This is a genomic window from Variovorax paradoxus (assembly GCA_016806145.1).
In the GTDB taxonomy this organism is placed as follows: Bacteria; Pseudomonadota; Gammaproteobacteria; order Burkholderiales; family Burkholderiaceae_C; genus Variovorax.
The window spans coordinates 118646-141490 of sequence record CP063168.1; the positions used below are offsets into that span (position 1 = coordinate 118646).

Annotated in this window: 19 protein-coding genes, 1 tRNA gene and 1 pseudogene; 7 read left to right on the forward strand and 14 right to left on the reverse strand. The window is 60.4% G+C overall.

The genetic code is table 11. The annotated features are described in order from the left end of the window. Window positions 1-209: 209 nt before the first annotated feature. Together INQ48_43035 and INQ48_43040 are read right to left on the reverse strand one after the other, a co-directional pair. The gene (locus tag INQ48_43035; GenBank protein QRF63401.1) at window positions 210-4187 is read right to left on the reverse strand and encodes a hypothetical protein; all 3978 of its coding nucleotides are present in this window, start codon (window positions 4185-4187) and stop codon (window positions 210-212) included. Window positions 4188-4602: 415 nt separating this feature from the next. Next, window positions 4603-5453, reverse strand: a pseudogene (locus INQ48_43040) (DUF945 domain-containing protein). Between the two features lie 369 nt (window positions 5454-5822). Between INQ48_43040 and INQ48_43045 the strand changes: the two are divergent. Beyond that, entirely contained in the window at window positions 5823-6104 is a 282-nt protein-coding gene (locus INQ48_43045; protein QRF63402.1) for a hypothetical protein, read from the forward strand. Between the two features lie 253 nt (window positions 6105-6357). Here the strand turns inward: INQ48_43045 and INQ48_43050 are convergent. The 3 genes from INQ48_43050 to INQ48_43060 all read right to left on the reverse strand — a co-directional run bounded on the left by INQ48_43050 (window position 6358) and on the right by INQ48_43060 (window position 7613). Then, a tRNA-OTHER gene (locus INQ48_43050) sits at window positions 6358-6452 on the reverse strand. 97 nt (window positions 6453-6549) lie between these two features. Beyond that, window positions 6550-7125 (reverse strand): helix-turn-helix domain-containing protein, encoded by a 576-nt coding sequence (locus INQ48_43055; protein ID QRF63403.1) that lies wholly within the window; start codon window positions 7123-7125, stop codon window positions 6550-6552. A gap of 218 nt (window positions 7126-7343) precedes the next feature. After that, window positions 7344-7613: a hypothetical protein gene (locus INQ48_43060; protein ID QRF63404.1), complete on the reverse strand. Its 270-nt coding sequence runs from the start codon at window positions 7611-7613 to the stop codon at window positions 7344-7346. A 330-nt stretch (window positions 7614-7943) separates the two neighbouring features. Here INQ48_43060 and INQ48_43065 point away from each other — a divergent pair, with 330 nt between their 5' ends. The 4 genes from INQ48_43065 to INQ48_43080 are packed head-to-tail and all read left to right on the forward strand — an operon-like array spanning window position 7944 to window position 9523. Further along, window positions 7944-8360, forward strand: a complete 417-nt coding sequence (locus INQ48_43065) for a hypothetical protein (GenBank protein ID QRF63405.1) — start codon at window positions 7944-7946, stop codon at window positions 8358-8360. A 35-nt stretch (window positions 8361-8395) separates the two neighbouring features. Further along, window positions 8396-8629 (forward strand): hypothetical protein, encoded by a 234-nt coding sequence (locus tag INQ48_43070; GenBank protein ID QRF63406.1) that lies wholly within the window; start codon window positions 8396-8398, stop codon window positions 8627-8629. 10 nt (window positions 8630-8639) lie between these two features. Beyond that, complete coding sequence (locus INQ48_43075) at window positions 8640-9173, forward strand: nucleoside 2-deoxyribosyltransferase (protein ID QRF63407.1); 534 nt, start codon at window positions 8640-8642, stop codon at window positions 9171-9173. Beyond that, the gene (locus tag INQ48_43080; GenBank protein QRF63408.1) at window positions 9170-9523 is read left to right on the forward strand and encodes a hypothetical protein; all 354 of its coding nucleotides are present in this window, start codon (window positions 9170-9172) and stop codon (window positions 9521-9523) included. Before INQ48_43075 ends, INQ48_43080 begins: the two co-directional genes overlap by 4 nt. Window positions 9524-9546: 23 nt before the next feature. On the opposite strand, the gene INQ48_43085 is transcribed toward INQ48_43080, so the two are convergent. Continuing rightward, window positions 9547-9732 (reverse strand): DUF3606 domain-containing protein, encoded by a 186-nt coding sequence (locus INQ48_43085; protein QRF63409.1) that lies wholly within the window; start codon window positions 9730-9732, stop codon window positions 9547-9549. A 104-nt stretch (window positions 9733-9836) separates the two neighbouring features. On the opposite strand from INQ48_43085, the gene INQ48_43090 reads away from it, so the two are divergent. Next, entirely contained in the window at window positions 9837-10469 is a 633-nt protein-coding gene (locus INQ48_43090; protein ID QRF63410.1) for a hypothetical protein, read from the forward strand. A gap of 1217 nt (window positions 10470-11686) precedes the next feature. Further along, window positions 11687-11953 (forward strand): PHP domain-containing protein, encoded by a 267-nt coding sequence (locus tag INQ48_43095; protein ID QRF63411.1) that lies wholly within the window; start codon window positions 11687-11689, stop codon window positions 11951-11953. Window positions 11954-12680: 727 nt separating this feature from the next. Here the strand turns inward: INQ48_43095 and INQ48_43100 are convergent. The 8 genes from INQ48_43100 to INQ48_43135 all read right to left on the reverse strand — a co-directional run bounded on the left by INQ48_43100 (window position 12681) and on the right by INQ48_43135 (window position 22829). Next, window positions 12681-13826 (reverse strand): hypothetical protein, encoded by a 1146-nt coding sequence (locus INQ48_43100; GenBank protein ID QRF63412.1) that lies wholly within the window; start codon window positions 13824-13826, stop codon window positions 12681-12683. Then, a complete protein-coding gene (locus INQ48_43105) occupies window positions 13823-17518 on the reverse strand; it encodes an AAA family ATPase (GenBank protein QRF63413.1) in 3696 nt (1231 codons plus the stop codon). The genes INQ48_43100 and INQ48_43105 overlap by 4 nt, the downstream gene beginning before the upstream one ends. Further along, complete coding sequence (locus INQ48_43110) at window positions 17515-18186, reverse strand: DUF4194 domain-containing protein (GenBank protein QRF63414.1); 672 nt, start codon at window positions 18184-18186, stop codon at window positions 17515-17517. Before INQ48_43110 ends, INQ48_43105 begins: the two co-directional genes overlap by 4 nt. Next, complete coding sequence (locus INQ48_43115; protein ID QRF63438.1) at window positions 18183-19598, reverse strand: ferrochelatase; 1416 nt, start codon at window positions 19596-19598, stop codon at window positions 18183-18185. The genes INQ48_43110 and INQ48_43115 overlap by 4 nt, the downstream gene beginning before the upstream one ends. Before the next feature lie 67 nt (window positions 19599-19665). Continuing rightward, window positions 19666-19905 carry a hypothetical protein gene (locus tag INQ48_43120; protein QRF63415.1) on the reverse strand — a complete coding sequence of 80 codons (240 nt, stop codon included), beginning with the start codon at window positions 19903-19905 and terminating at the stop codon, window positions 19666-19668. Between the two features lie 145 nt (window positions 19906-20050). Continuing rightward, a complete protein-coding gene (locus tag INQ48_43125) occupies window positions 20051-21007 on the reverse strand; it encodes a hypothetical protein (GenBank protein ID QRF63416.1) in 957 nt (318 codons plus the stop codon). Continuing rightward, window positions 20994-21959: a hypothetical protein gene (locus INQ48_43130; GenBank protein ID QRF63417.1), complete on the reverse strand. Its 966-nt coding sequence runs from the start codon at window positions 21957-21959 to the stop codon at window positions 20994-20996. Before INQ48_43130 ends, INQ48_43125 begins: the two co-directional genes overlap by 14 nt. Before the next feature lie 270 nt (window positions 21960-22229). Then, window positions 22230-22829 (reverse strand): hypothetical protein, encoded by a 600-nt coding sequence (locus INQ48_43135; GenBank protein ID QRF63418.1) that lies wholly within the window; start codon window positions 22827-22829, stop codon window positions 22230-22232. Window positions 22830-22845 lie beyond the last annotated feature (16 nt).

Sequence of the window (22845 nt, forward strand, 5' to 3'; positions counted from 1 at the left end):
AGTCTGGCGAGTTACGAGGGGTAGTTTGCCTTCTGCAGGCGCGTGCTAAGCAACGGATTCGAGCAGGTGATTATTCCGAACCGGGCTATGAATTCAATCGCCGCAGTTGCAATGAAATAAACAATCTATATTATGTTTAATCCATGTTCGTGGTTTTTATAAGCGCCATATGAGCACGGACCGGAGAAGCAAAGCAGAAAACTTGTAGGTCAAGCCGCTGGCACCTGCAAAACTCCGAAAGCGCCTTCTGGAAGTTTGAACACATTGCACCATTGATCTCGTGTCTCGATCTTAGAACGACGAGAGTCGAGAGCCTTACTCAGAAGCGAAGATAGCTCATACGCGTACCTATCGCTCAAGTCTTCGCAACGTAGAAGTACAGGTGCTTCCGAAGCCGCGTCTTGAAGATAAATGTCGCTTTTCGCAAGCTGAATTAAAATTCCAGCGTACACATTTATCGCTTTTGAGTCTTTGAGTTGGATTTCTTGGATTTCTTGCGGAACACTTAATAGTATTCTTATTGCTCTCGACGCAATTACCGTTAACTCCGAATCGTCGGGCATTCCCTTGGCAAGGTTTTCCAGCGCAGACCGATGACTCTCTACATCGAACTTTTTAGAAAAGCAGGCGCCCACACCTATGAGTACCAGCAACGCTCGCCTGGTTGAATCTTTATTGCACGCTTCAATTAGAGGCAGCAAATTATTTTCCATCAATCTGGAGGGAGCCCATCTTATAAACCTTGTACATTCCAGAAGTAAGTGTACGCAAGCCTCATCGCTCCACGTCCGGTCATGAAGCGAAAAATAAAATGTCGAGTATGGACTTGCAGTTTCCAGTCTTAGCGATTCTGTTAGAAAATCTTGCAAGACGGCGCCAGGCTCAACGTTGCTGGAATCCCAGCCGACCGTGCAAAAGTTGCATATCTGGATGAGCTTTTTCTTTGCCTTATCCGCGATCCCATGACCAATCGCACGGCTAATTAATTTTTTAAGATACTGATCTTTGTCGCTTGTGTGGGAAATTTGAAGGCCGATAGCAAAAATTGGCACTCCAGCCGCCGATATGTGTGAACCAAAAGGCGGTTTTGAGCTAGCACTTGCAAAATCATCAAAGGACAAACCGGTCGTAATCCAGCGATCCTGAGCATCGGCCCAGTCAGCCGAGGTGCCGTGCTCGCCGAGTTCAATATCGCGCGCAAGATCCTGAAGCTGTTCCTCGGAATCTATGTAATCAATAAAGTTGGCAATCTGCCAGGGAAGCAAACGTAGAATAGTTTTTGCAGAATTTAAGCTCACCCCGAGGCCAATTTCTCTCAAGCAGGCCGCTAGTGCTGCAGGACCTGGATTATTGGCAAAACGGGCCGCCCATCGGATAGGGGCCCAGCCCGAACTCAAATTTTCAATATCCGCAGCATTTGCAAGCCAGCCGCGAAAATGCTCGGTGGACCTTAGGTTTAAAGTAAGTCCCGTTGACGCCTCGCCAAGCGATAACTTACAACCTATCCGTCCTTTGTCAGAGTTCCAAGGAAGGATCAACGTGCTCAACCTTGCATATTTTTCTCTTTCCAAATCACCTATCTTTGTGGGTTGATCCCGCTCTAGGAAGTGCGCAAGACGATCTGAAAATTCGTCGAGACTCAAACCAAGAGGGTCGCTTCTCGATATCAAATGCGTTAACGCTTCCGGTCCAATCCCGGCAGGTAGCGGCAACGGGAGCACATCCAATAACTGTAAAACCGAGTCAGAATCTAAAGGGAGTAGAGACGAGAGAAGTGGGGAAAACTTGCCTGGATCCATAGAGCACATGTGAAGTAACAACTCCCATCCTTGCTTGGCCGCCGGCAACGGCACAGAGCCTAAATGGTTCGAGAGGCTGTCTATCGCGATAGTGCTGGTGCTCGCCTCGAAAAGATCTGGCATGCGCGGGTCGAGCCGCTGCGCAGGACAGCTCACCAACTCGAGGGCGTGTTTGGCTAAAAGGCGCCTTGAGAGCGGATGGTCCACTCCTATGCCGTCCACAAACATCTCCAGCGCCAGCTTGGCGCCGACTTTCACGGTTTCATAAGGATTGCCCAGTTCAATCTCCCGGGGAATTCCTACGATGGATCCTCTCAAGTGATGAAGAACATCCTCGGCAAAACATCGGCTTGCAGCGATGAGGAATACGTGGCGCCAATGCGCGCTACGAGCAAGTAGCCCGAGCCGTTGCAATACAACTTCATGAGGTCCAGCAGTTAGCGCACCAGCTGCCATAAATTCTTGAAGCGATCGCACATCGAAAGTGATACGACCTTCATCCCTGGCCGCTAACAATACAAGCCGATGCAGAGCGACTTTTACCAACTCAAAAGCTCGGGATTCCACCTCCTCGGAATCGTGCCCTTGCTCTAGAAGATATTCTTTTACAAGCTTTATGAAGCGGGATTCAGTCAAATACGACTGCGCCGCGCCCCGATGCTCACTATCGGTTTGAAGAATCAATCCGGCGCGCTGGTGGATAGGCCCAAGAATGGTCCAATTCTTCTCGATGATTCTCTGATTACCTCCGCCTTTGGCCTTTTCACGCTTTCGAAGTATATCGAAATACTCATTGAAAAGGCTCCATCTGGCGCTTGGAATGCTCCCACCTGTATCAACAATCATATGCATGATGGTGACTTGTAGCGGGCTAATCATTAGCCGTGAAATCGCCGGCTTCTCTGTGGCAGCTTGAATTTGAATTAAAAGTTCGTTTCGCCGATAGCTGTCATCCGGGTATCTTGCCTCACCCAATGCTTCGCCGTACGCAATAGCTTCAGCCGGAGAAAGATCCGCTAAGGTCCAATGCTCCCAAAGGCTGCCCGCAAAATCATCGTTGTACCCTTGGGGTCTAGTCGTGACAATGAGGAGGGCATCCGCTTCTGCGGAAATAATCTCTCCCTCTAATACTTGGACAGCTTCTAGTACGGACGAACGCTCTCCTGACGGCGGGACCTCGTCGAGGCCATCTAAAACAATCACCCAAGGATATTGTTTGAGCCAATTTCGAAAATCTGCTTTATCAATGTTTTCATCTGCCACATCGCTCAAGTCACTCACAATATGAGACAGTAGGGTAGGAATTCTTTCCCGCTCTTCCCGAGCGGAACTTATAGAATCGGCGAAACGCGGCAGAGAAATGAAAAGTGGAAATCTTCTTGCAAAGTTTTCATCAATACCCTGAGTTCTGGCGCGCTTAATTATTTCCTCCGACAATTTAAGCGTTTGCGGATCGTTCGCGGCGGCCCAATCATGAAGAAGATGGGCTCGAAAAAGTTGCACTATAAAAGTACTTGCCGTCGATTTTCCCTGCCCCGGCCCTCCGAGCAAAACAATTTTGTTGCGAGGCGCGGTGCTCGATAAAGTCAAAGCCGCGCCGCGTTCAGGCGAAGGAGTAGTTAAAAATTTCTCTTTTGAACGCTGGGTTAGTGAATCAACTACCCGTGCGCGCCCAGACTCCGGGTCTGAGACTGAAGAACGTAATGGAAGATCTACAAAAATTTGGCTGGTTCGAATTTGAGGATCTGCAACATCACCTGCGTCTCTCAGTCGAGCAAATTGGTCTTTCCTAAGTGAATTTCTCAGGGATCTTCTTATGATCTCGTGAAACGCAGATTTTTTAGTATCAAGATCTTCCATTAGCTTGGCTATTACATCCCCGGGAGTCAACCAAGCCGCATAAGCCTTCCGTATGGCGTCATGATGCATTAAAAGATCTGAAATCTTATCTGCCGGCCATACGTCGAAGCCTTTGGTTCCAATGTCTTTCCAACCGGAAAGAGTGTCCTTTATTTTTGTTAAACCACCCTTAGTCTCGGTGGTTCCAGATTTTCCATCGGCGCCCGAAAGACGTACATTGGTTGCAACGATATAGTACACAGGCGCGCGTAAATTTCGCTGTTCGTATTTTTTGTGTTCACCGGACAGCTGCTTTTTCAGCCACGCCAGATCTTGAGCGGCGGACTGAAGTCTCTCTTTAAACTTCGCCTGAACAACAAGGTACCCGTCCCACCCATAATCTTTAATTGCGCCTTCGAATGTAAAATCTCTGGCGCCGTCTGCTCCTGCAGAGAAGACGGTTCCTGCCGTCCCGAAGACTTGGAAGCAAAGCGCCCGAACTAAGCGCTCGAACGACTGCTCATTAAAGCGACCAAATTCCAAGTTCATGATTAGTAAATTTTTCGGTGGTGGTCTGACGCAAGGTGATAATAATCGAGTACGCGATGGTCGAATGCGGTTTTATGCTGTATGTCGGATGTTTTTCCCTTTTCTGTAGCAGCATTTGGTGCGTACTGGGTGCTCAGTAGGGACGAAGACTATGAAGGCGAGAACCGCATCACGGTCGAACACCCCTTTCGCGTGCGAGACTGCGTCAATGGCATCCGTACAAGGGTATGAGCGTGCGCTCATCGCGAGTTGAGGTTCAAGGGTGACCGTATACAGCGGCAACCTCAACTGCGACAGTCGCAAGGGCCGTAGAAATTGGCCGCTGAGCGCGCTCGCCATAGGGCGCCCTTCCGTCTCCGGGCCCATCTAGGTGAGAGAAGGGCTTCGACGCCCTTTTCTTAACCTGCCCTCCCCCTCAGCTCTTGTGCTTCATAATGGCGTCTGCGAGGACCCACATCGCGGATTAAGCTTCACCCCCTGATCGATGCCCTGCACGGCGCGCGTCGAAGTCCGACGGTTCGTGCGCGTACGGGCGTCGAGACCCCCGCGCATGACGTTCTCCTGCACCCGATTGAAGGTGGTCCACAGGTCCGAGCCTTGATCGGCCAGAGGACGGGGTCGAAGTAGCTGGTCTTCGGTGATCGGGGCGGGCTTTGTGACGCTGGGTTCGTAGCGATACTCAAGAACGGCCCTTGCGTATGCCTGCTGTTCGCCCTGGTCCAGCGTGATCCGTCGCATGTCGTCACGGACCTCCCGCACGAGGTCGAATCCGTCGAGGACATCGTAGGCTCCTTGGATGACGCCATCCACTGCGTTCCCGCAATGCTTGATCCGTACGTCCTCGACCACGTCCCCGCAAACCAGCCCGTTCTTGCAGACGAAGCGAAGGGCTCCCGCTAGCATTTGGTAGGCGCTCGTGCCGTCGTGAGAATTGAGCAGGATCACTTCATCGACAGCCTCTTGATCCGCCTTCCGCGTCGCATGGCGAAGCCGCATCATGTGCTTGGTGTACTCGCGGCGACCCTCATCGCGCACGCGCGTCTGTGCAACCATGAACGGCTCGAATCCTTCTTTGCGCAATCCGGCGAGCACCGTCGCCGTGGGGATGTAGCTGTACCGTTCGGAGCGGCTCGCGTGAGGTTGATCGGCAAAGATCGACGGCGCCACCCGGCGAATCTGGTCGTCCGAGAGAGGGGTAGAGCTGTACAGCACGGGGGCATTGCTGCCAAAACGAGAAGCGAGTATTGGGAGTTTCTTTTCTTTCATCACTGACCGGGTTCCAAGATTCAGAGCCCTTAGGTTTTTGGCTCTGAGGGCATGCGGCAGATCCGGTGTTTTTGGCGCCGTACTTCCTGAGTTCGTCGCCCGGTGCGCTGCCGCGCAGGGGCTGGACTGGGAGCAAGGGCGGGCCCGGAGACCGCATGCGCAGCGCAGCCGCAGGCGAGCAGCGAACGGGTGAGGACCTGGGCGCAGCCGGACCCTTGCAGCGAAGCGGGCCCTGGCCAGGCATGGAGCAAAGTCACCGGAAGAAGCGATGAACTCAGGAAGTGCGGGGACAACGGCAGAGCCGTGCGGGCACTCAGATGCCGGCGCGCGCCGAGCGCCTATCAGGCCGCAGGCCTGCCGATCGCACGCATGTGCAGGAAGGCCGCTCGAGCGGCCGTGGCCGGCGCCGGCGGCGCGGGCCTCGAGGAGCTGCAGGCGCAGCTGCGGATCGGCGGCGGCAAGCGGCAGCGCAGCGCCGGCGGTGCCGGCGCGAAGGGGAATGGGAGAGCGAGATCCGCTGCAGGCGGCTGGTCGACGAGCTCGGGCCGCAGGCCTGGTGGTTGGGCGCGCAGCGCGGTGCGGCCGCTGGCGCGGCCGTGGCCAACGCCCACGGCGCAGGCCTGGCAGAGCTGCAGGCACGGCTGCAGGTGATCAGAGGGCGTGCGGATGCGCGCCGCGCCGGCGACGCCGGCGCCAGGAGCTGGGGAAGGAGTTCCGCTGCAGGTAGCTGGGCAGCGGGCTCAGGCCGCAGGCTTCGTGATGGGACCGCAGCGGGATGCGGCCTCCAGCTGCGGTCGGCGCATACGGCACACGCACGCACGGAGCCGCAAACGCAGTGAAGAGGCCACAACGACAGCAGCTGCCTGCAACGCAGCGGTGCGTTGGTCATGGCAGAAAAAATAGGAGGCCCTGCCCGGACTCGAACCGGGATCTTCGTGCTGGAGGCCACCTTCCGGGGGCGGCATACGCACGACGCTCTTTCCATTGAGCTACAAGTCCACCGACGCCTGGATTTGAACCAGGACCTCCGGTGCATTACTATGGGATACCACCCCCAGTCGTTAGCCCTTCTCCGCGAAGGGCACGCGCACCGGCGCTACTTCCTTTGAGCTTCGTCGGATAACCCTTCTGCCCCCGCCCCGGCATCAGGCACGGGTTCGGGAGGCAGTGAAGTTGTGTCGCCGGCAGGCCTTCGCCTCCCAGCCAAATAGTTCGGATTCGCGGGGGCTGCCGCGGGCACCTGCGCCAACGGCGTCAGCGCGAACCCCTTCAAACGCGTCACCGTGCCCTGCAGGTCATAACGGGTGACTGTTTGGTTTTTGCCTTTCATGGTCACTTGCCCCTTGACACGGGCAATCAGCCCCTTCTTTTCCAGCTTATCCAGACAACGCTGCACCGTCCGGGGCGACGCGCCCATGCGCGTCGCAATCGTGGCTGTCCGGGGATACGGGCGGTCATCGGCGTACCACCAGTGCGACAGCAGGTTGAGAAGCACGACCAAGTCGTTATCCGCCAGCCCAAGTTCGCTCTGACGCCGGAGCAACTCGAGGGGAATCACGACGAACCCCCTGCCGAGTGCTTGGCCCCATTTCTCCTGAAGTTCCGTAGACGTAGCTTCGCTGCTACTAACTTCACTGTTAGCAGTAGAGGAACTGAGCGCTGCGTTGTTCATGGTGGCTACTATCTCAAAAAACGGGAGGGTTTTCAATACATATTATTCAATGCGACACCAGCGACGCAAAATTTGTGGCGCATGCCTGCTTCGGGCGGCCAAAAGGAATCCGCCCCGGCGCTCGGACAGGAAACGGAAACCGGAGAACTGATGAGTCCAGCCGCGGGCCCCGCCCTTGCCTGCCGACTCTGGCGCTGCACGGCCTCACCAAGCCGTCTCTACTTGGTCAGTGCGTCGCACACCAGCGTCTGCTGATCCATGTCGAGGTAGATGTCATAGGGTGCGCCCTTCGCGTCCTCAACGCGAAGGACGCGCTGAGCGTCCAGAAGAAGCGCGAACTGCGCTTCCGAAATGCATGCACCGACGACCTCGAGATCGTCATCCAGGTGAATCACGATCACCGCGCCTCGGTGAGCCTCGGAGGGAGCGGGAGCAACGCCCGCTGCGCCCGTTGCTGCGCTGTCCGTGATGGGAGTGTGCTGCGTCATGACCTAGTCCTTTCGTGTTTGTAGATCTGCTCTTCGGAGCCGCCTCGACGCTATGGAGCGCCGGCGGGGGCCGTGAGCAACGCCGCGCGGAGGCCGCAGCCCGCAGGGACCGGGCGAGCACGGAGGCAGCGGGAGGGCCACGACTGCGCTATGCGTCGAAGAAGGGGCGGTCCCGGAAGCGACCTACGAGGAGGACTGGCCGGGCCCGGCGCTGCCAGCGGCAGCGTTGCGCAAGTGGTGGCCTGAAGGGGCGGCGACGCCGAGTCCGCAGGACCAAGCGCGGACGCGCGCGCCCAGAAGGGCATCCCGGTTCTCGCGAGAGAATGCGCCTTGGATGCTCCCCAACTGCCCCGGTTCACAGCACAGTTCGACCCCGAAGCGATCGTCACGATGATGAAGCTGTGGCGTGATGCGGTAGATCTGCGCATCCCGCTCAGAACGGACATGCAGCCGCACTTCCTCGAACGACGCAAGCACATGCTCTACAACTTCGAGTCGCAAGGTAGAGCTTGGAGGCTGCTGCTACAGAGCTTCTCGGCCGAAGGGAGCGATGTTGATGGGCTCGACCAACTGCGGCGACAAGTAGACGACTTCTGGGAATGGGCCGATGAAGGCCTGACCGAGTTGGAAAAGCTCGCGCTCGAGCTAGCGGAATCGAACCACGACACGGAGATCCTGGCAGACCCCCTGCTCGAGTCGCACATCCGCAAGTTGAGGAGGGGCCCTCCAGAGGGCGAGAGGCCCTGACGCATACTCGCAGCCTCTGGACAACCCATTTCCCCATGAATCTGACCCACACCGAAGAACACGCTTGCTTTGACTTGCGCTACTTCGTCGACGGGACCACCGGGAGACTCGGTCCTGCCAAGGGCGGAAGGGTCGAAATCTTGCGCAAAGAGGTGTGTGAGTGCTGCCTCGACACCATCGATCGGCTGCGCGCCATGTGTTGGGAGTGGATTCGCGAGCAAGACGCTCGCGACTTTCAGAAGGTGGACTTCCAAGCCACGGAGTTCTGACGGAGAGCGCGTGGTCGAGGCCAGCGGAAACTTCAGGATCTACTTCGCGGGGCCTGACGTCTTAGACGTTGATGCGTCAGCCCGGTTGACCCGCATCAAGCAGCTGGCCGCGGCACGCGGCCTGCAGGGCCTGGTCCCCGTTGACGTCCCCGGAACCGAGCAAGGACCGGAGAAAGCGGCGCGGATCTGCAGCGCAAATCTGGCGCTGTTACGTCAGGCCAACGTCGTGATCGCAAACCTCCGCCCTTTCCGCGGCCTCGAGCCGGATCCGGGAACAGTCTTCGAGGCCGGCTTCGCAGTGGCGCTTGGGATCCCCGTGATCGGCTACGGGCTGCCGTCCGGCACTTACGCGCAGCGCGTCAGTGCCGCGCTCCCATGCGGCACCGACGAAACCGGCGTGTTGCGCGAGACGCGAGACCGCGTGGCCGTCGAAGACTTCGACCTACCGGTGAATCTGATGCTTTCATGCACCGCTGTCGGTGTTGTGGGAACCGCGGACGAAGCCCTGGCGCTGGCGGCTGAGCTGGCGAAGGCTCAGCGATGAAGCTCAAGGTCAGCGAGCTCTCCACGAAAGAGCTCGATCACTTCATCGCGATTTTGGAGCGGAGGGAGCCTAGGCCCGACTTTTCCCCATCTACCCTGCATGCGGACGGAAGCCAGCTGCTCGACCGCGAAGACGTCATGCTGTCGCCGATGCCCATTGAGGCGCGCGATTGGCTAGCGGTGGCCATGGACCGTGAGGGAGCGCCGCGGGGGCTGAACCGCGGCACGTACCAGCGGGGTTCGAGCCAACTGATCGCAGGCATGCGTGCGATGCTTTCGAAATACGTCGGGCCGGAGTTCGAGGCGGCCGACGTTGTCGCGACATCAACGCGCAGACGGCGCCCGCGCTGAGCCAAGCAGCAGCACTGAAGAAGTTAGCGCTTGAGCTTCCCGGCCAGGTGCGCGCGCACCGCCTCGGCCGAGTTGCCCACCTCTTTCACTGCGTCGCGAAGCTGCGTTTCTGAGCACCCGAGGTTCTCAGTCCAGGAACGCACTTCGTGCGGTTCGGTGAGAGAAATCAGCTTCCGGTCCAGACCGGGCTTGCGGGGATCGTCTGTCATCGCAGCTCCTGAGGTCGAAGACAGCGTTTTTCCGACAGATGCGGAGGACCTGGCGTAGGCCAGGCTCCGACGGTCGCTGACAGCGGCGGCCGACGCCTCGTGCCATGCTGGATTTCACGTCGCTCCGCCCGATGCTCCAGGATGAGCGGCCGATCGACATTGCCGACCCCGGCTGGATCGTAGAGCTCAAGCAGGACGGGTGGCGGTTGATGGAGCAGGTCGACGCCGGCGTCGAACTGCGTACCCGAGGCTGGGCCAACGCAACCACGTGGTTCCCGGAAGTCGCGAACGGACTTGCCGGCCTGAAAGGCGGCCGCTTCGTATTCGACAGCGAGCTGGTTGTGCAGGACGAGCTGGGACGAAGCGATTTCGACCGCCTCCAGGACCGTGCGAAGCGCCGTCGGCTCTACCCCGGTGCGGATCCTGTCGTCTACTGCATCTTTGACCTGCTGGTGCACCGCGGCACCGACGTCAGTCAGCGCCCGCTCAAGAAGCGGAAGGCGATGCTGGCAAAGCTCCTCGCACGACTGCTGGCCAACATCCTCTACGTCAGGCACTTCTCCGGCGCCGACGGCGCAGAGGTGTTCCACCAAGCTGTGCTGCCGCTCAAGCTCGAGGGTCTGGTGGCAAAGCGGAAGACGAGCGTCTACCAACCCGGGATTCGATCGGCCGACTGGGTGAAAGTGAAGCGCAAAGGGGCCATCCCGCCGGAAAGGTTCAAGCGTTCGAGCCGCTGACGAACGCCTTGCGCGCGGAATAACCTACGGACCCAAGGGGAATTAGGAAAAGCGCTCTGCGATATCGAAGCCCTAAAAAAGGCGCTGCACAGGGCCTTTTCCTCGACGCCAAGCCAAAAAGCCGCTTCCTTATTGATTGGTCATCGGATTCAAATCGGCCCGAATTGGCCCGATCGCTTCCCATTTATTCGCGGGCAGCATTAGAATCACGCCGGACCGCTTTTTAACCCATTGAATAGAGCGTCCAGATGTTGGGAGCAGGCGGTCTCACGCGCCCGTCCCTTCATCTGCTCCCGTCGTGGCGAAGGGAGGCGAACCACTGCACTGAGCAATAATTCCTGCGTTGCCAGTGTCGCATGGTTCGGTAGGTCAAGCCAGACCCTTTTCCCCTAACCATTCTTGAATCATGAATGTAGATGTTCGTTATGCCACGAGGCATACAGACCCGGGACGCCCAGGAGTGGCGCTGATCGGGGCGCTTGACCCGTCTGGCAGGCTGTGGACGTGCCCAGAAGAGGACGCGATTGGGCGCATCCGCCATGGCGTGCGGCACTGGGTATGGATCGGCGATGTACGTATAGAGATTGTGGTCATTCCCGGCACCGCGCTGTGGAGTGAGCACCTCGGAACGGCTGCCGACGGCCAAGCGCGCCGTGTCCTGACTGCCCTGCCTTCGGTGCCGAGGACGCTGCACTGAACGTTTGAAATCAACTTCAAACGCTGAACCCCGGTTTTGAGTCAGTTCAAAACCGGGGTTTTTTACGCATGTTCTTTTTCGTTGAATTTGAAGTACCAAATTCCCGGCGCGCTCAACAGATCGTTAATAACGAACCGCATCAACGAAACGTGGCAAAAAGGTGCGACGAAAAACGCAGCGAATTCAGCATCGCAGATGTTGCAAACGTTAATAACGAAACGTTGCACTGTTCGAGATGCCGAAATCAAGGAAGAAGATGGAGGCGAACACGACATCGAATTCAGTCCAACGAAATCAAGGCTGTTGAAACAGCGATCGTGGAGCGTGTGGGACGGCAAGACAACGACCGATCGGTCACCTCGGGAGCGGACATCTCGGTCCGTAGGGGCCTACAGGGACGCGCAATCAATTGCGGCGCGATGCGCCAGGTCATCGCTCAGCTGGCACCGGCTGGCCACGTGTTGGCGGCGTCGCAGGGTTCACGCATGCGCCCAACGACGAGCCCTGGGACCTGGGGATCATGGACTTCGATGAGCTCGCGGGGCGGAAGCCGGGCGACGACCCCCCGCCCTATGCCGAGCTGCACTGCCGCTCGGCGTTCACGTTCCTTGTCGGGGCCTCGCAGCCCGAAGAATTGGTGGAGCGGGCGGCAGAGAAGCGCTACTCGGCGCTGGCTCTCACTGACGAGTGCAGCGTTGCAGGCGTCCGGGCCCACCTCGAGGCACGGGAGCGCGGCCTCCACTTCATCGTCTGTTGGCGCCGACCGGAAACTGAGCCACTTTTGTAGGTAGGGGATGCGGACACATCTGCGGGTCTTGGCGTCGACGACGATGGCCGTGATGATGGGTTCGCCCTCTCGCTTACAGTCATGGCCAAGGCGGCCCAGTGCGGTGGTCAGCGGGTAGAACGTCAATCCGGAGCGCTCCATCACCTCGGTGTACGTCAAAGTGCCCCTGGAGCGACACACCTGCTCGAACAAAGTCCGCATTGCCGGAATCTCGAGCTGGAAGGCGTCCGTCGAGACACCTGTCTTCATGGAGGCGTCAGCCGGAAGCGGACCCTCTCCGGCTGCGATTCTGAACGTCTGCGCATGAACTGCCAGCTCGCGCAGCGGCACGAAGTCACCAAGTACTGCGGTCAGCTTGCCGTCTGGACGCATTTCAAGCCGGTCGATGCAGAACACCCCGTCGTCCCGGTATTCCTTGATTTCTCGAGGACGCACCGTGGGGTCCTTGACAGTGGCCATCACGGTGTACGCGGCAACCCCTCCAGCCCACACTGCCTCCAGCTGCCGGTAGCACTCGTCGAGGCCGTAGGAGTCTCCAGCACGGTAACCGGCCGGCTCTCGCAACACCGTTGACCCGACGCACGCCGCCATGCCTGGTGAACTCATCCGACCAGGTGCGAAGCAGCAGCGTCGAGCCTGCTGTGGCGCCCCAGGACCATCGGATGTTCTTCAGTGGAAGCCCAAGGTCGCTGAAGAAGCGGCTGATTGATTTGGCCATGCGAGGGAGCTACGGCCTGAACAGTTCTTGGTCAACGAAGCGACCGGTTTGCCGGAGCGGAGGCACAAGCTGGTCGTCCGCGTACGGGCAACCGGTGCTCGCGATGGCCTTCTGCCCCTGCTTCTCGGCCGCCTCCGGCGAGTGCCCCTGTCCGGCCAGCAGCGCCAGCAGCATCGGCCCATAACCAGGCTGCCACGCCGTCAGTTCAGGGAAGCTGGACCGCATCGCCGCGAGGATGCGTAGGCCCGACCAGTCCAAGTCTCCCCAGAAGTACGCCGGCTGGGCGCCCTTGCCGAAGAGCCATGCTTTGAACCCATCTCGCAGGTCTCGCGCGTTGCCGCCGCGGTCGGAGAAGAACAACGAGCACCCGTCGGGCGTCCGCAGCCGCTGAGCACTACCCATGAAACCGGAGGCGTACACCAGGGCCAGCCCGTCAAACTCCGGGCTGGTGGAACGTACTGCCCTGTCGTACGTCATCAGGTTCTCGATGAAAAGGACGCCGCGAAAGCCGGCTGAGGGCAGGTAGACCTGCAGTTGCACCGGCGACTCCGGGAAGGGACAGTCGTCAAGCCCGAGCAGCGCGGCAACCAACGCCTGGCGCTTGTCCAGAACCTTGGACATCCCCCAGAACAGCTGAGCGGAAACCTCGCGAAGCAGCAGAGACTTGTTCCTCAAGGCAGGCAGTTCGTTCAGGCGGGCTACGACCTCGTCCACCGTGCGGTCGGGCATGTCGATGCAGAACTCACCGACCTGGCGTTTGACCTCCTCCGAGGCCGCCAGGCCTGCGAAGACGGCTTCTCTCCACCGTTCAGAGGCACTTCGAACTCGCTCGGGCCGGCCAACGGCTGCTCGCAGGGCGGCTTCATCGAGGACTGTGACACGCGGATCCCGGTCGTACCCGGAGCGCAGCTTGGTTACGCCATCAGGTTTGACTGCCAACCAGCCCCACCGCACGATCTCGCCGAGGTGTTCCCAGAGCGTCTCCTTTGCTGACTCAAATGGCGCGTCGTAGAGGGCCGGCCAGGTTTTGGCGCCGAGCGCCACTGACTGCGCACGCGTCCCCCGCTGGTCCGCACTGTCGAGCCGGTCAACCAACAGGTTAAGCAGCTGCTGAATATCAGCGCCCTGCAGCCAGAGCGGAGCGCGCTCGCTCAAGGTGCGGCCTCCGCGGAGCTTGCAGGTGCTGCATTGGCAAGTGCCCCTGGCATGAACAGGTCGCCAGGCTGCGGCACTGCGGGCGCAGGCTCCTTCGTTTCAAAAGCCAAGCGCGCTTGCTCCCTGGCCTTCTCGCGATGGGCCTCCCACATCTCGCGCATCCGGTCTTTCTTGAAGTGACGCTCGTCGCACTCGATGATGAAGTCGAGTTCGCCGTTCATCTCGTCGACACCGGCGCGGCTGTAGCTGAACTCACGGTCAAACTCAGGACGCAGGCCGCCGGCGCCGCGGGTCGGCATGGCGCTGATGAGCTGCAGGCCCAAGCTGTCACGGAGGTACCGAAGCACCGCTCGAGCGCGCAACTCGTCCATGCGCGAGAACGACTCGTCGCTCACAAGCAGCTTCAGACTTGGCCCCCTGTCGAAGAGCTTCATCCGATTGGTCACCACCGCGGCTCGAACTATATATGCGGGCGTCTCCAACTGACCGCCGGAGCCGGTGCCCCAGGTGGACAACGCGATGCGACCGCCACTGTCGGACTCGTTCCAGATTTCGTAGCGGCGGTAGTTCCGGTAGTCGGCAATGCGCAGGAGGTCGCGTTCGGCGCGTTCCTGGTCCTTGTCCAGCAGCAGCTTCACCAGCCGGTCGCGCACCGCTTGGTGCTTGTCGGAAAGCGTCGTCTCTGCGAACAGGTCCACCGTGTCGGGAGAGTCGGCCAACTCAGCCACCGCCTTGAAGAAGCCGTAGTAGTCCTCGAACTCAGGCTCCCACTTGGACCAGTCGATGGTGAAGCGGTCGGTCCCAAACTTGAGGTTCTGCAGCTCAGCGTTCATGTGCCGCAGCGTGCGGACACCGTCGTCGACCTTGGCTTTGATTTCGACGCAGAACTGCTTGGTGAAGACGTCGTGGAAGGACCGTTCTGCTTTTCCTACCTCATTGCGGTTGTTGTAGAGGCCCACACCTTCGAGGTCTGCGTGCAACGAGCCAACGGCACGTCCCAGCTGCACAAGCGGCCCGTAGCATGGGTCGAAACCCTCGCCTTCGTGCGAATAAGGCAGGTGGGTTTGGAAGCGTTCCTCGGTCTTGGCCAGGCTTTGGTGCTCGCTAAGACGCTCCCGAACTTCCCCGATGCGCATGGCCGGCAAGCTCCGAAGTGTTTCCCTTCGGGCCATCACCTCGTTGACTGACACCACGGTCAGGAGCTCTGTCACCTGCTCGGACAGCACGGTGTAGGTGCGCTCAGGGTTTAGCTCACAGACCTGCTTGAGCCGACCAATCTGTCGTTCCAGCTCACGCAGTCGGTCGTCACGGCGCCCTTGCACCGTCTTGATAACCTCTTCCGACTTGATGGTCCGGTCGTTGGCCAACGCGATGGCGTTCTCCGCGTCCTTTCGGTCTTTCGCCACAGCGGCCAGTTGACGCTGCAGTTCGGTCAGACGCGTTTCCAGTTCATTTACCTCAGTGAGGTCAAGCTGGCTCAGGTCTCTCTGGGCTTGGTCGATTTCCACCGCGTAGTTCAGCAGCGGGTCAGGGTCGAAGTTCGGCTCCCTAACCGTTGCCAGCAACGTCCGCACGTCACCCAGCGTCTGTTGAAGCTTCTGAAGGTCATCCAGGCGCTTCTCCGCCGCTTCCAACTGGGCAATCGTCCGCTGGAGAGCGTTCTCACGAGCGGCGCGGCCGAAGACCAGCTCCCTGAATTCCGTCGGATACATCGTGCGAGAGCCCGCTGCCTTACCGTCAATCGTGATGCCACGGTGGACTTCTCGAAGCTCGTCGGAACTAGCAACCTTCTCCACCCCGCCCCACTGGTCCACTAGATAAGCCCGGGCGATTGGATGGTTGGTCTGCAGCTCGTGAATCATCGAGTCCTGCGGAACGGTGGCGGGGTTGGCGTGCCGCATGCACAGCTTGCCCTGGATGACACGAGACTTGGACTTGATGGAGTGCAAGAAGTCGATGGTTCGCGCTTCCCATTCCGGCTTCACGATGAAGTTCAGCCGTGCCATGCCCATGTAGGCTTCGATGGCAGGTTGCCATTTCGAGTTTGGTACCGGCTCCACAAGGTCGCAAAGGACGAGCACTGACGCTTCTGGCAGCTCTTGGCGGATGCGGTTCAGGGCATAGGTCGTGGCTGGGTCGTAGTTGCCGCCGCCGCCGGCCATGTTGGCTTTAGCGGCGGCGAGGTCACGGACCATCTTCTGCTCTGCGGAGATGCGCGTCTGCAGTGACGCTTCATCGGCAGCGATGGCCATTGAAACACTGTCCAGAGGACCCACCAGCGCCTTGAATACGCCAGCAAGCGCGCCATTCAGGCCTTCGAACTGCTCACACAGTTCCAGCAGCTCGTTCGGGACGAGCGAGGGCGCTTGAACGACACGATGGACGGTCTTCACAAGGTCGGCGAGATGGCCGAGCTCCGTCTTCGCATAGGCGCTGGCTACGGCCTCGACGGCTGGTAGCAGGCGGTTGAACTCCTTGGGAATTTCCTTGCCAGCAAGCTGCCTGGCCACGCTGTCCAGATTGGCCGCGGAACGTAGTCCCTTGACCAGGTCGTCCAACACCTTGCGAGCGTTGCCGGTGGCGTTGCGCAGTTGCAGCTCCAGTCGCTCCTTCACGCCGTGTGCTGCGATGCCTTGCAAACTCGCAGTCAGCTGCACCCGACTTCTGTCCAGGTTGTCCCACTGGGTCGACAAGGTGGTGATAAGCGCGAGGTTTCGTTCCTCGATTTCAGCGTCCTTGGCAATCTTGCGGCGTTCTTCGTCGATGCGGGCGTCGTCGTCGCGAAGATGTACTCGGGCCAGCAAGAGGTCGTACTGCACCTGCTCTTCAAAGGAGCTGGCGGTATCGTCGATGGCAACCTTCAGCTCTTTCAATCGAGTGACGGTGGCCGTGAGGCGCTCACCCTCCTCCCGCAGGCTGGTCACCTGACGCATGAGTTCGCTGATACGCGAGATGCTCTCCTGAAGCAACTTTCCGTCGAACTCGAGGATGTCATCGCGCACCAGGTCGTGGACCGACCCGATGGGTTTGTAGGCGATGGACTGGCTCCAAGCCTTGGCGGCGTTAGAGGTCTCGTCCCAGGTCACCGACGTGCGGCCGCGGAACCGACCGTAGAGTGCGCAGAGGTAGTCCTTCTTGTGGCTGTCGAAGGACGTGACTTTGCGGTAACGCGCCTTCAGGCGTTTGACCAAGTCTTCGACGGCGACCCACTCGCTTTGCTGGGCATCCTTGAGGAAGTCGGCGACGCTCAACGCCTCCTCGTCGACGATGATGAGTTCTAGCCGCTCGAGGCGGGCTACCCTGCGCTCCCCTTGCCCATCAACCCGAGCTGCCGCGGCGACGACCGCAGTGAACGGCTTGGCGGTGGTCTCGCCATCCTCTGGGCGGAAGACCGCCGCCACACATCCGTGCGCCCCATCGGGTCGTGAGAAGAGGCTGTACTCGGCGCCACAGATGAACGACTCCAGCGTGCGCTTGGTCTTGCCGCGCCGCCCTGTGCCGTGCGTCTCTTCTTGGCCAGGGTTGTACGCGACGATGCCTTGGTACGACGCCGTCATGACGGTTTGCAAAGCATCGAGCATCGTCGACTTGCCGGCGCCGGTAGGACCGGTGAGCAGCGTCATGTTGCCAAGCTCGTAGTCCCCCGGAGGCAGCTGCCCCCAGTTGACGAGCACCAAACGGTCAAGCTTCATGCGGCCTCCTCGCCGACGGTCGTCACCTGCTCGACGACACCATCCGTATCGAGTGCTGCGCTCATCGCGTCGTTGGAAACGACGCCAAGGATGGTCGGCCGGATGGCCAGTAGCGCGTCTTCGTCCGCGATGCTGAAGGTTGGCGAGTAGCTCAGCAGGCGGTGCTTGCGCAGTTCTGCGAGCAACTGCATCTTCTCGGTCGAGCCGTTCGGAAGTTGCCGCTTGAGCTGTGTCTGCAGAGCCACGGCCAACTCCTCGAACCCAATAAGAGCTTCGCCTTGCGGTTGAATGTCGCCGGAGTTCAGCTTGTTCTGGTAAAGGAAACGCAGGGCAAGGGCTGCGGCCACGAAGTCGGCCGAGACGCGAGCGCGCAGCGCCGGCACGGCTTCGTGCGAATCCTCCGGCAGGCCATCGACGACAGCACCTGGCGCGTAGAGCCGATAGAACTGGTTGGTGGTGTCGTGATGAAGCAGGAAACCGGCGAGGTCGAAGTAGTCTTCGAGAAGCTGTTGGATGCGCCTCGCATCGTCATACAGCGCCTGCTCCGTGCGGTCCTCGTCGCGGACGATGACGCCATAGGAGAACAGCCGGATGACCAATTCCCGGAAGCGCTCCTGCTTCATGTTGACCAGCGCCAGCTGGTCGCGAACGACGGTGGACAGGTTCATTTCTTCAGGTCGATTTCGTAGTCGCTGCCGGAATAGGCCGGGTTGTCCATGCGCGTCGGCAGCCTGCGCACTGAGAAGTCACTTCCACTGGCCCGTGCGGCTTCAACCGCCTGCATTGCTTTGAGCACGTCTTCTGCGCTCTCTGTCGGCAAGGCGGACAGCCTCACCGGGTGGCGGAAGATGCGCAGGTCCGCCCGCAGGCCCTCAGCCACAAGTTCATTGGGGAGCGAGAAAGCCTCGGCTTCGGCGCGAGCCACTGCGGCAGCGAGGCGCTCCTCGCGGGTGGTTCGCGGCCGGATGGTGACGGTGACGGCTTTGCGTCGTTGCGTCACAGTTCGCAGCTTGAAGCTCGCTGGGTCGAGCAGCCGTACCTCAGCGCTCGCCAGGTGCGCGCCGTAGTGGAGAAGAAGCCGGTCCTGCGCTTCGCGGTCTTCCGTCTGGGCCACCCGCTGGATGCCCTGTAGGTAGGCGTGGCGCGTCTGCCCCGCTCGCAGCATCAGCGACTGCATCGCCAGCCCGTTGACACGCTTGAGGTAGGTCTCCATCGCCTTGAGGAAGCCTGGCTGCTTGGTTTCGCAGGCTGCATCGACGATGGCCTCGATGCGCCTGAGAAGCCACTCGTAGACCGTGGAACCCGCGTGCTCCTTTACTGCCCAATGGGCGATGTCGTGGAGCTGTTCGTCCATCCGGCGGAACTTCGCATCGTTCACCTGGCGCAGTCGCTCCAGGTTATGGCGGATGGCCTGCCGATTAAGCATGGCGTTGTCCGCCGTCAGCTGCTTAGAGTACTCGCGCTGGAAGCGGTCGAGGAACTCGACGAATTCGCTCCACTGGTGCTGCACTGATGCCGTCTGCATCAAGTGGCGCACCAGCTCCTGAAAGTAGTCGATGCCTTCTGTCAGGTCCTCGATGACCTTTTCGGCGTACTCGTAGGCGTCGACGAGGTCGTGGGCATCGCCACGCGGCTGCAGCGCCGCGTCCAAGGCATTGCGGCAGCCACGCATGTTCCGCTGCCGGCTTCGGCTCGGGCGGTCGAGCGTCCACAGCGCTTCGGCGAACAGCTTGCCCGGACGAGAAAACCGAAATGCCGTCACCAGGCCGTGTCGGTCGGCGAACTGTTCCAGCCACCCGTCAGTGATGAGCGCTCGCATCAGCAGGTTCGTCAGCTGAAGTGGCTCGCCGTCGGCGCTGCTGAACTCGTCCTGTTCAGCCTCGGCGGTAAGCCGGTCGGGGTTGTCTCGCACGACGGCCATGAGTAGTTCGCGCAGCGAGTCCCGCGTCATCGTGTGCGCGTAGTCGGCAGCTGGACCGTGCAGGCGCTCGTACAGCGCGCGCAGGCACGCCACGACGAGCTCCCGGCGGGAGCTGTTCAGCGGTCGGAAGAAGCGCTTGCGTTCGGCCTCGAAGAACACGGGTTGACTCATGGAGTATTTCTCCCGTGTAGCGGCCGCGTGGGGTGCACCTGAAGACGGCGTCGCCTCATGCTGCTGCCACCCGTTTCACGGCGGACTTCTTCGCTGCAGATTTCTTGGCCGTGGTGGCCGCCTTGACAGGCGCGGGCACTTCGACGCCGTGACGCTCGCAGTACTCGAGGAGTGCGACCTCGAACATGTTGGCAAGGGAGCGACGCTCACTCGCGGCAGCAGCCTCCCAGGCACGCCGGCAATTGGGCGTCAGCTTGATGGTCGCCACTTCCGTCTTGGTCTTCACACGCACCACGGCGCCCTCCCTCGGGTTCAGGTATTGCCTTTATATTGCGCTTGGGAATGCCGCTCAACCTCCAAACAGGTGAAGACCGCGCCTAAATGCCATAGGTGCTATATCGGCGCGGCGTCTGTCTGGAATCGGCAACGGATGCTCGTTGTCAGCTGTACTTGCGAGCGTGTTTAACGCACAGCATGTAGAAGGCCTGCCGGTCAAAACCGGGTTTACCCGCTACGTCCACGAGTTCGCATCGCGCTGTCGCCTCGAATGCCGCCTCTGAAATCATTAGCGTGTCCTCTTCGTCGGGCTTGCTGCGGCTCTTGCGCACCCACGGTTCCATCGGCTCGTTCTTGATGAGCCTGGACAGCGCTTCCATGCGAACGGGCGCCGAGTGCGCCTTCTCGGGGTCGCGGTTGAACACCTTGATGCCAGCGAAGACCTTCGTCATAAAGCGGTCCTTCTCGTCGTCATCTTCGCCAATGGTCTCGTGGACCATGTCGCTGTAGCGCAGCAGGTCACTGGCGGTGAAGCGCGGCTTGTTGAAGCGCGCCAGCCACTCGGGCGTCACCGGGTCGCGTTCCGGCCCGATGGTCATGAAGGTGTTCTCGGGCTCAAGCTGGCCTCCTTGCGTCAGCACGTCGACCTGCCAGTCGAACTCGAGAACTGAGACCGACGCCGGCCGAATGCGGCCGTTCGGCAAGTCCTGGACGAACCGCGTTCCCATGCCCGCGCAGACCATGAGGCCAGCGAAACGGATTTCCTGGTTGAGCGCCTCGAGTTCCGATGGCGGTCGGTCGCCCCAATCCCTGCGCTTCTCATAGGGCAAGGGACACAGGGCCTTCAGCCTGTTTACCAGGCCTGATGCCACTGCAGGCGCGCCTTCAGGCTGCGAAACTACTGCGTCCATGCGGCTGAGCCACAGCGCCAGGTCAGTATGGTGGGGTAGCGGGACGCGAGGGGTCACCCGCTGCTGCACCATCAGGTCGTTCGGGTCCAGACCCAGTTCGGCCGACACGACATGAATCGCATCGAGGCAAGCGCGGCCGGCCTTGAGGTCTGCGACGTGCCTGGCGTCATCGTCCAGCGGAAATTCGAATAGCAGGTTATCCCAGCTCACTTGCGCCGTAGCAAGAGCGTTTTCGAGAAGCGGCGAATTGATGAGGCATCGGCTCGAAACGAGCAGCGCCGGCCGAGCTGAGGAGTTTGCGCACCCATTCGGCCAGGGACGTCTCGGGGTGCCGACGGGCGAAGAACGCGTAGCGCTTCCCGAAGTCCTCCCACTGAGCCTGTGTCAGCCGCGCTCTCGGGCTCCAAGGGACGTCAGCGGGAGCTCCTGCGGGCAGCTCGTGCAGAAGGGGTTGAACGGGTTCCAAGATGAGCTGGTCCGCGAAGAACAAGTCCGTGCGCAGTTTCGCGTCGAGCGTCGCGCCCTCGTTCGCCCTCACCGCTCTGCCCACCTCATATGTCCCGTCGAGCCACCCACCGAGCTTCCCTTCGACCAGCCGGCGATGTCTTTCGGCCAGGCGCTCCAACGGGCTAACCTCGCGGAAAGCCCCCTCCTTGCCGTTTGGTTGCACCGGGACCAGGAGCACCTTCCACAAGGAGCCGGTCGCCGCGCTTGTTCCGATGAACAGCAACTCGTCTCTTTGGACGCGCAGCGCTCCGAACGGCGGATCGTCCTCGTAGTTCTCGCGGATTCGCTTGCAAACCTCATCTGCCGCGGCCGCGAAGCTGGCCAGCCGCACCCGCTCGCAGCTGATGGCCGCGTCCGGGGACCACGACGCCACGTCGTATTGCAGGCGTTCACCCAAGCCGAGGTGCCCGCCAGTGCCGCGCGCTTCGGCCACAGCCTTCAAGGCGTGGGTGTGCTGGATGTTGACCCCGAGTGCCTTCAGGCGGCGCCGTAGCTCCTTGGCGGCTTGTTTTGGTTCTTCAAGAAGACCGTCCAGAGCCGCGGCGGCTTGCGGGGTGGTGATGACGTTGTCTCGCGCGGCCAAAAAGGCCAGAAGGGCGAGAGCTTGTTCCTGCAGCGGTCGACCCGCCGAGAGCATAGGGGAAGCAAGGGACATTGCATGTCTCCATACCGAAGAAGCCGTGACGGACGGTGTGCGTTGTCCCGGCTCCGGTGTGGAAACACGGGGTGTGAATGTGGGTTGCTGCCTTTGCCATGCCTTGCGGGCCGGGGCCCGCTCGGTGTACACGCTGACACGCGGCAACTTGCGTTAGCCGCTAAGGTAGCCGGAATCGCAGAGCTCCGTCAAGCCGGCGGGCCCCCGCCCGCCGTTCTGACAGTTCCGACAAGACCTTGTCGGACCGACACGGCCCTGTCGGAGGCGGCCTCAGAAGTTCCGGTGGCGTTCGAGCGGCAAGCCCTGCTCTGCGAACTGGTTGGAGCTTTCGAGCGCCCCCCGGTTTTCGTCGAGCCAACGCACGCTGCCCTCTGCGACTTCTGGAGACTTCGTCCGCCTCTGCGCACCCTGGAATGAGCGCCAGGCCCCCTTCAAAGCCTTGACGGCAGCGCTCGATGCGAACTGCGAGTGCAGGTAGTCTTCCGCTGCCTCGTAGGTGTTCGCGGTCACGGGGAAGCCCTCGTCGCCGAGGATCTCCCGTGCGATGTCGCCGGTCGGGCTGCTCCGTCCCTTCTGGCGCTCAAGCCAGCGATAAAAGGGGCTGCGCGATGCTTCGTGCGCGGCGGCCTGGGCACGAGCAGGAGCTTCCAGCATGTTCGGAGCGCCGAGCGGCCTGCGCGCCTGTTGCTCTGGCTCCCGAGTGGCCCAGCGGTTGATTGCGTCAAGTGCGCGTTTAAGCGTCTCACGCTGGTCGTGCTTTGCGAAGAAGTGGTCCGAGTCTACGAACTCATCGCAGGAGCGGCAGAAGAACTTCGTCGGATGTTCGGCGTGCTGGTCGCCGTGGAGGTAGTAGTGGTCCCTCGAGCCCATGACTCGCGCCGACGGC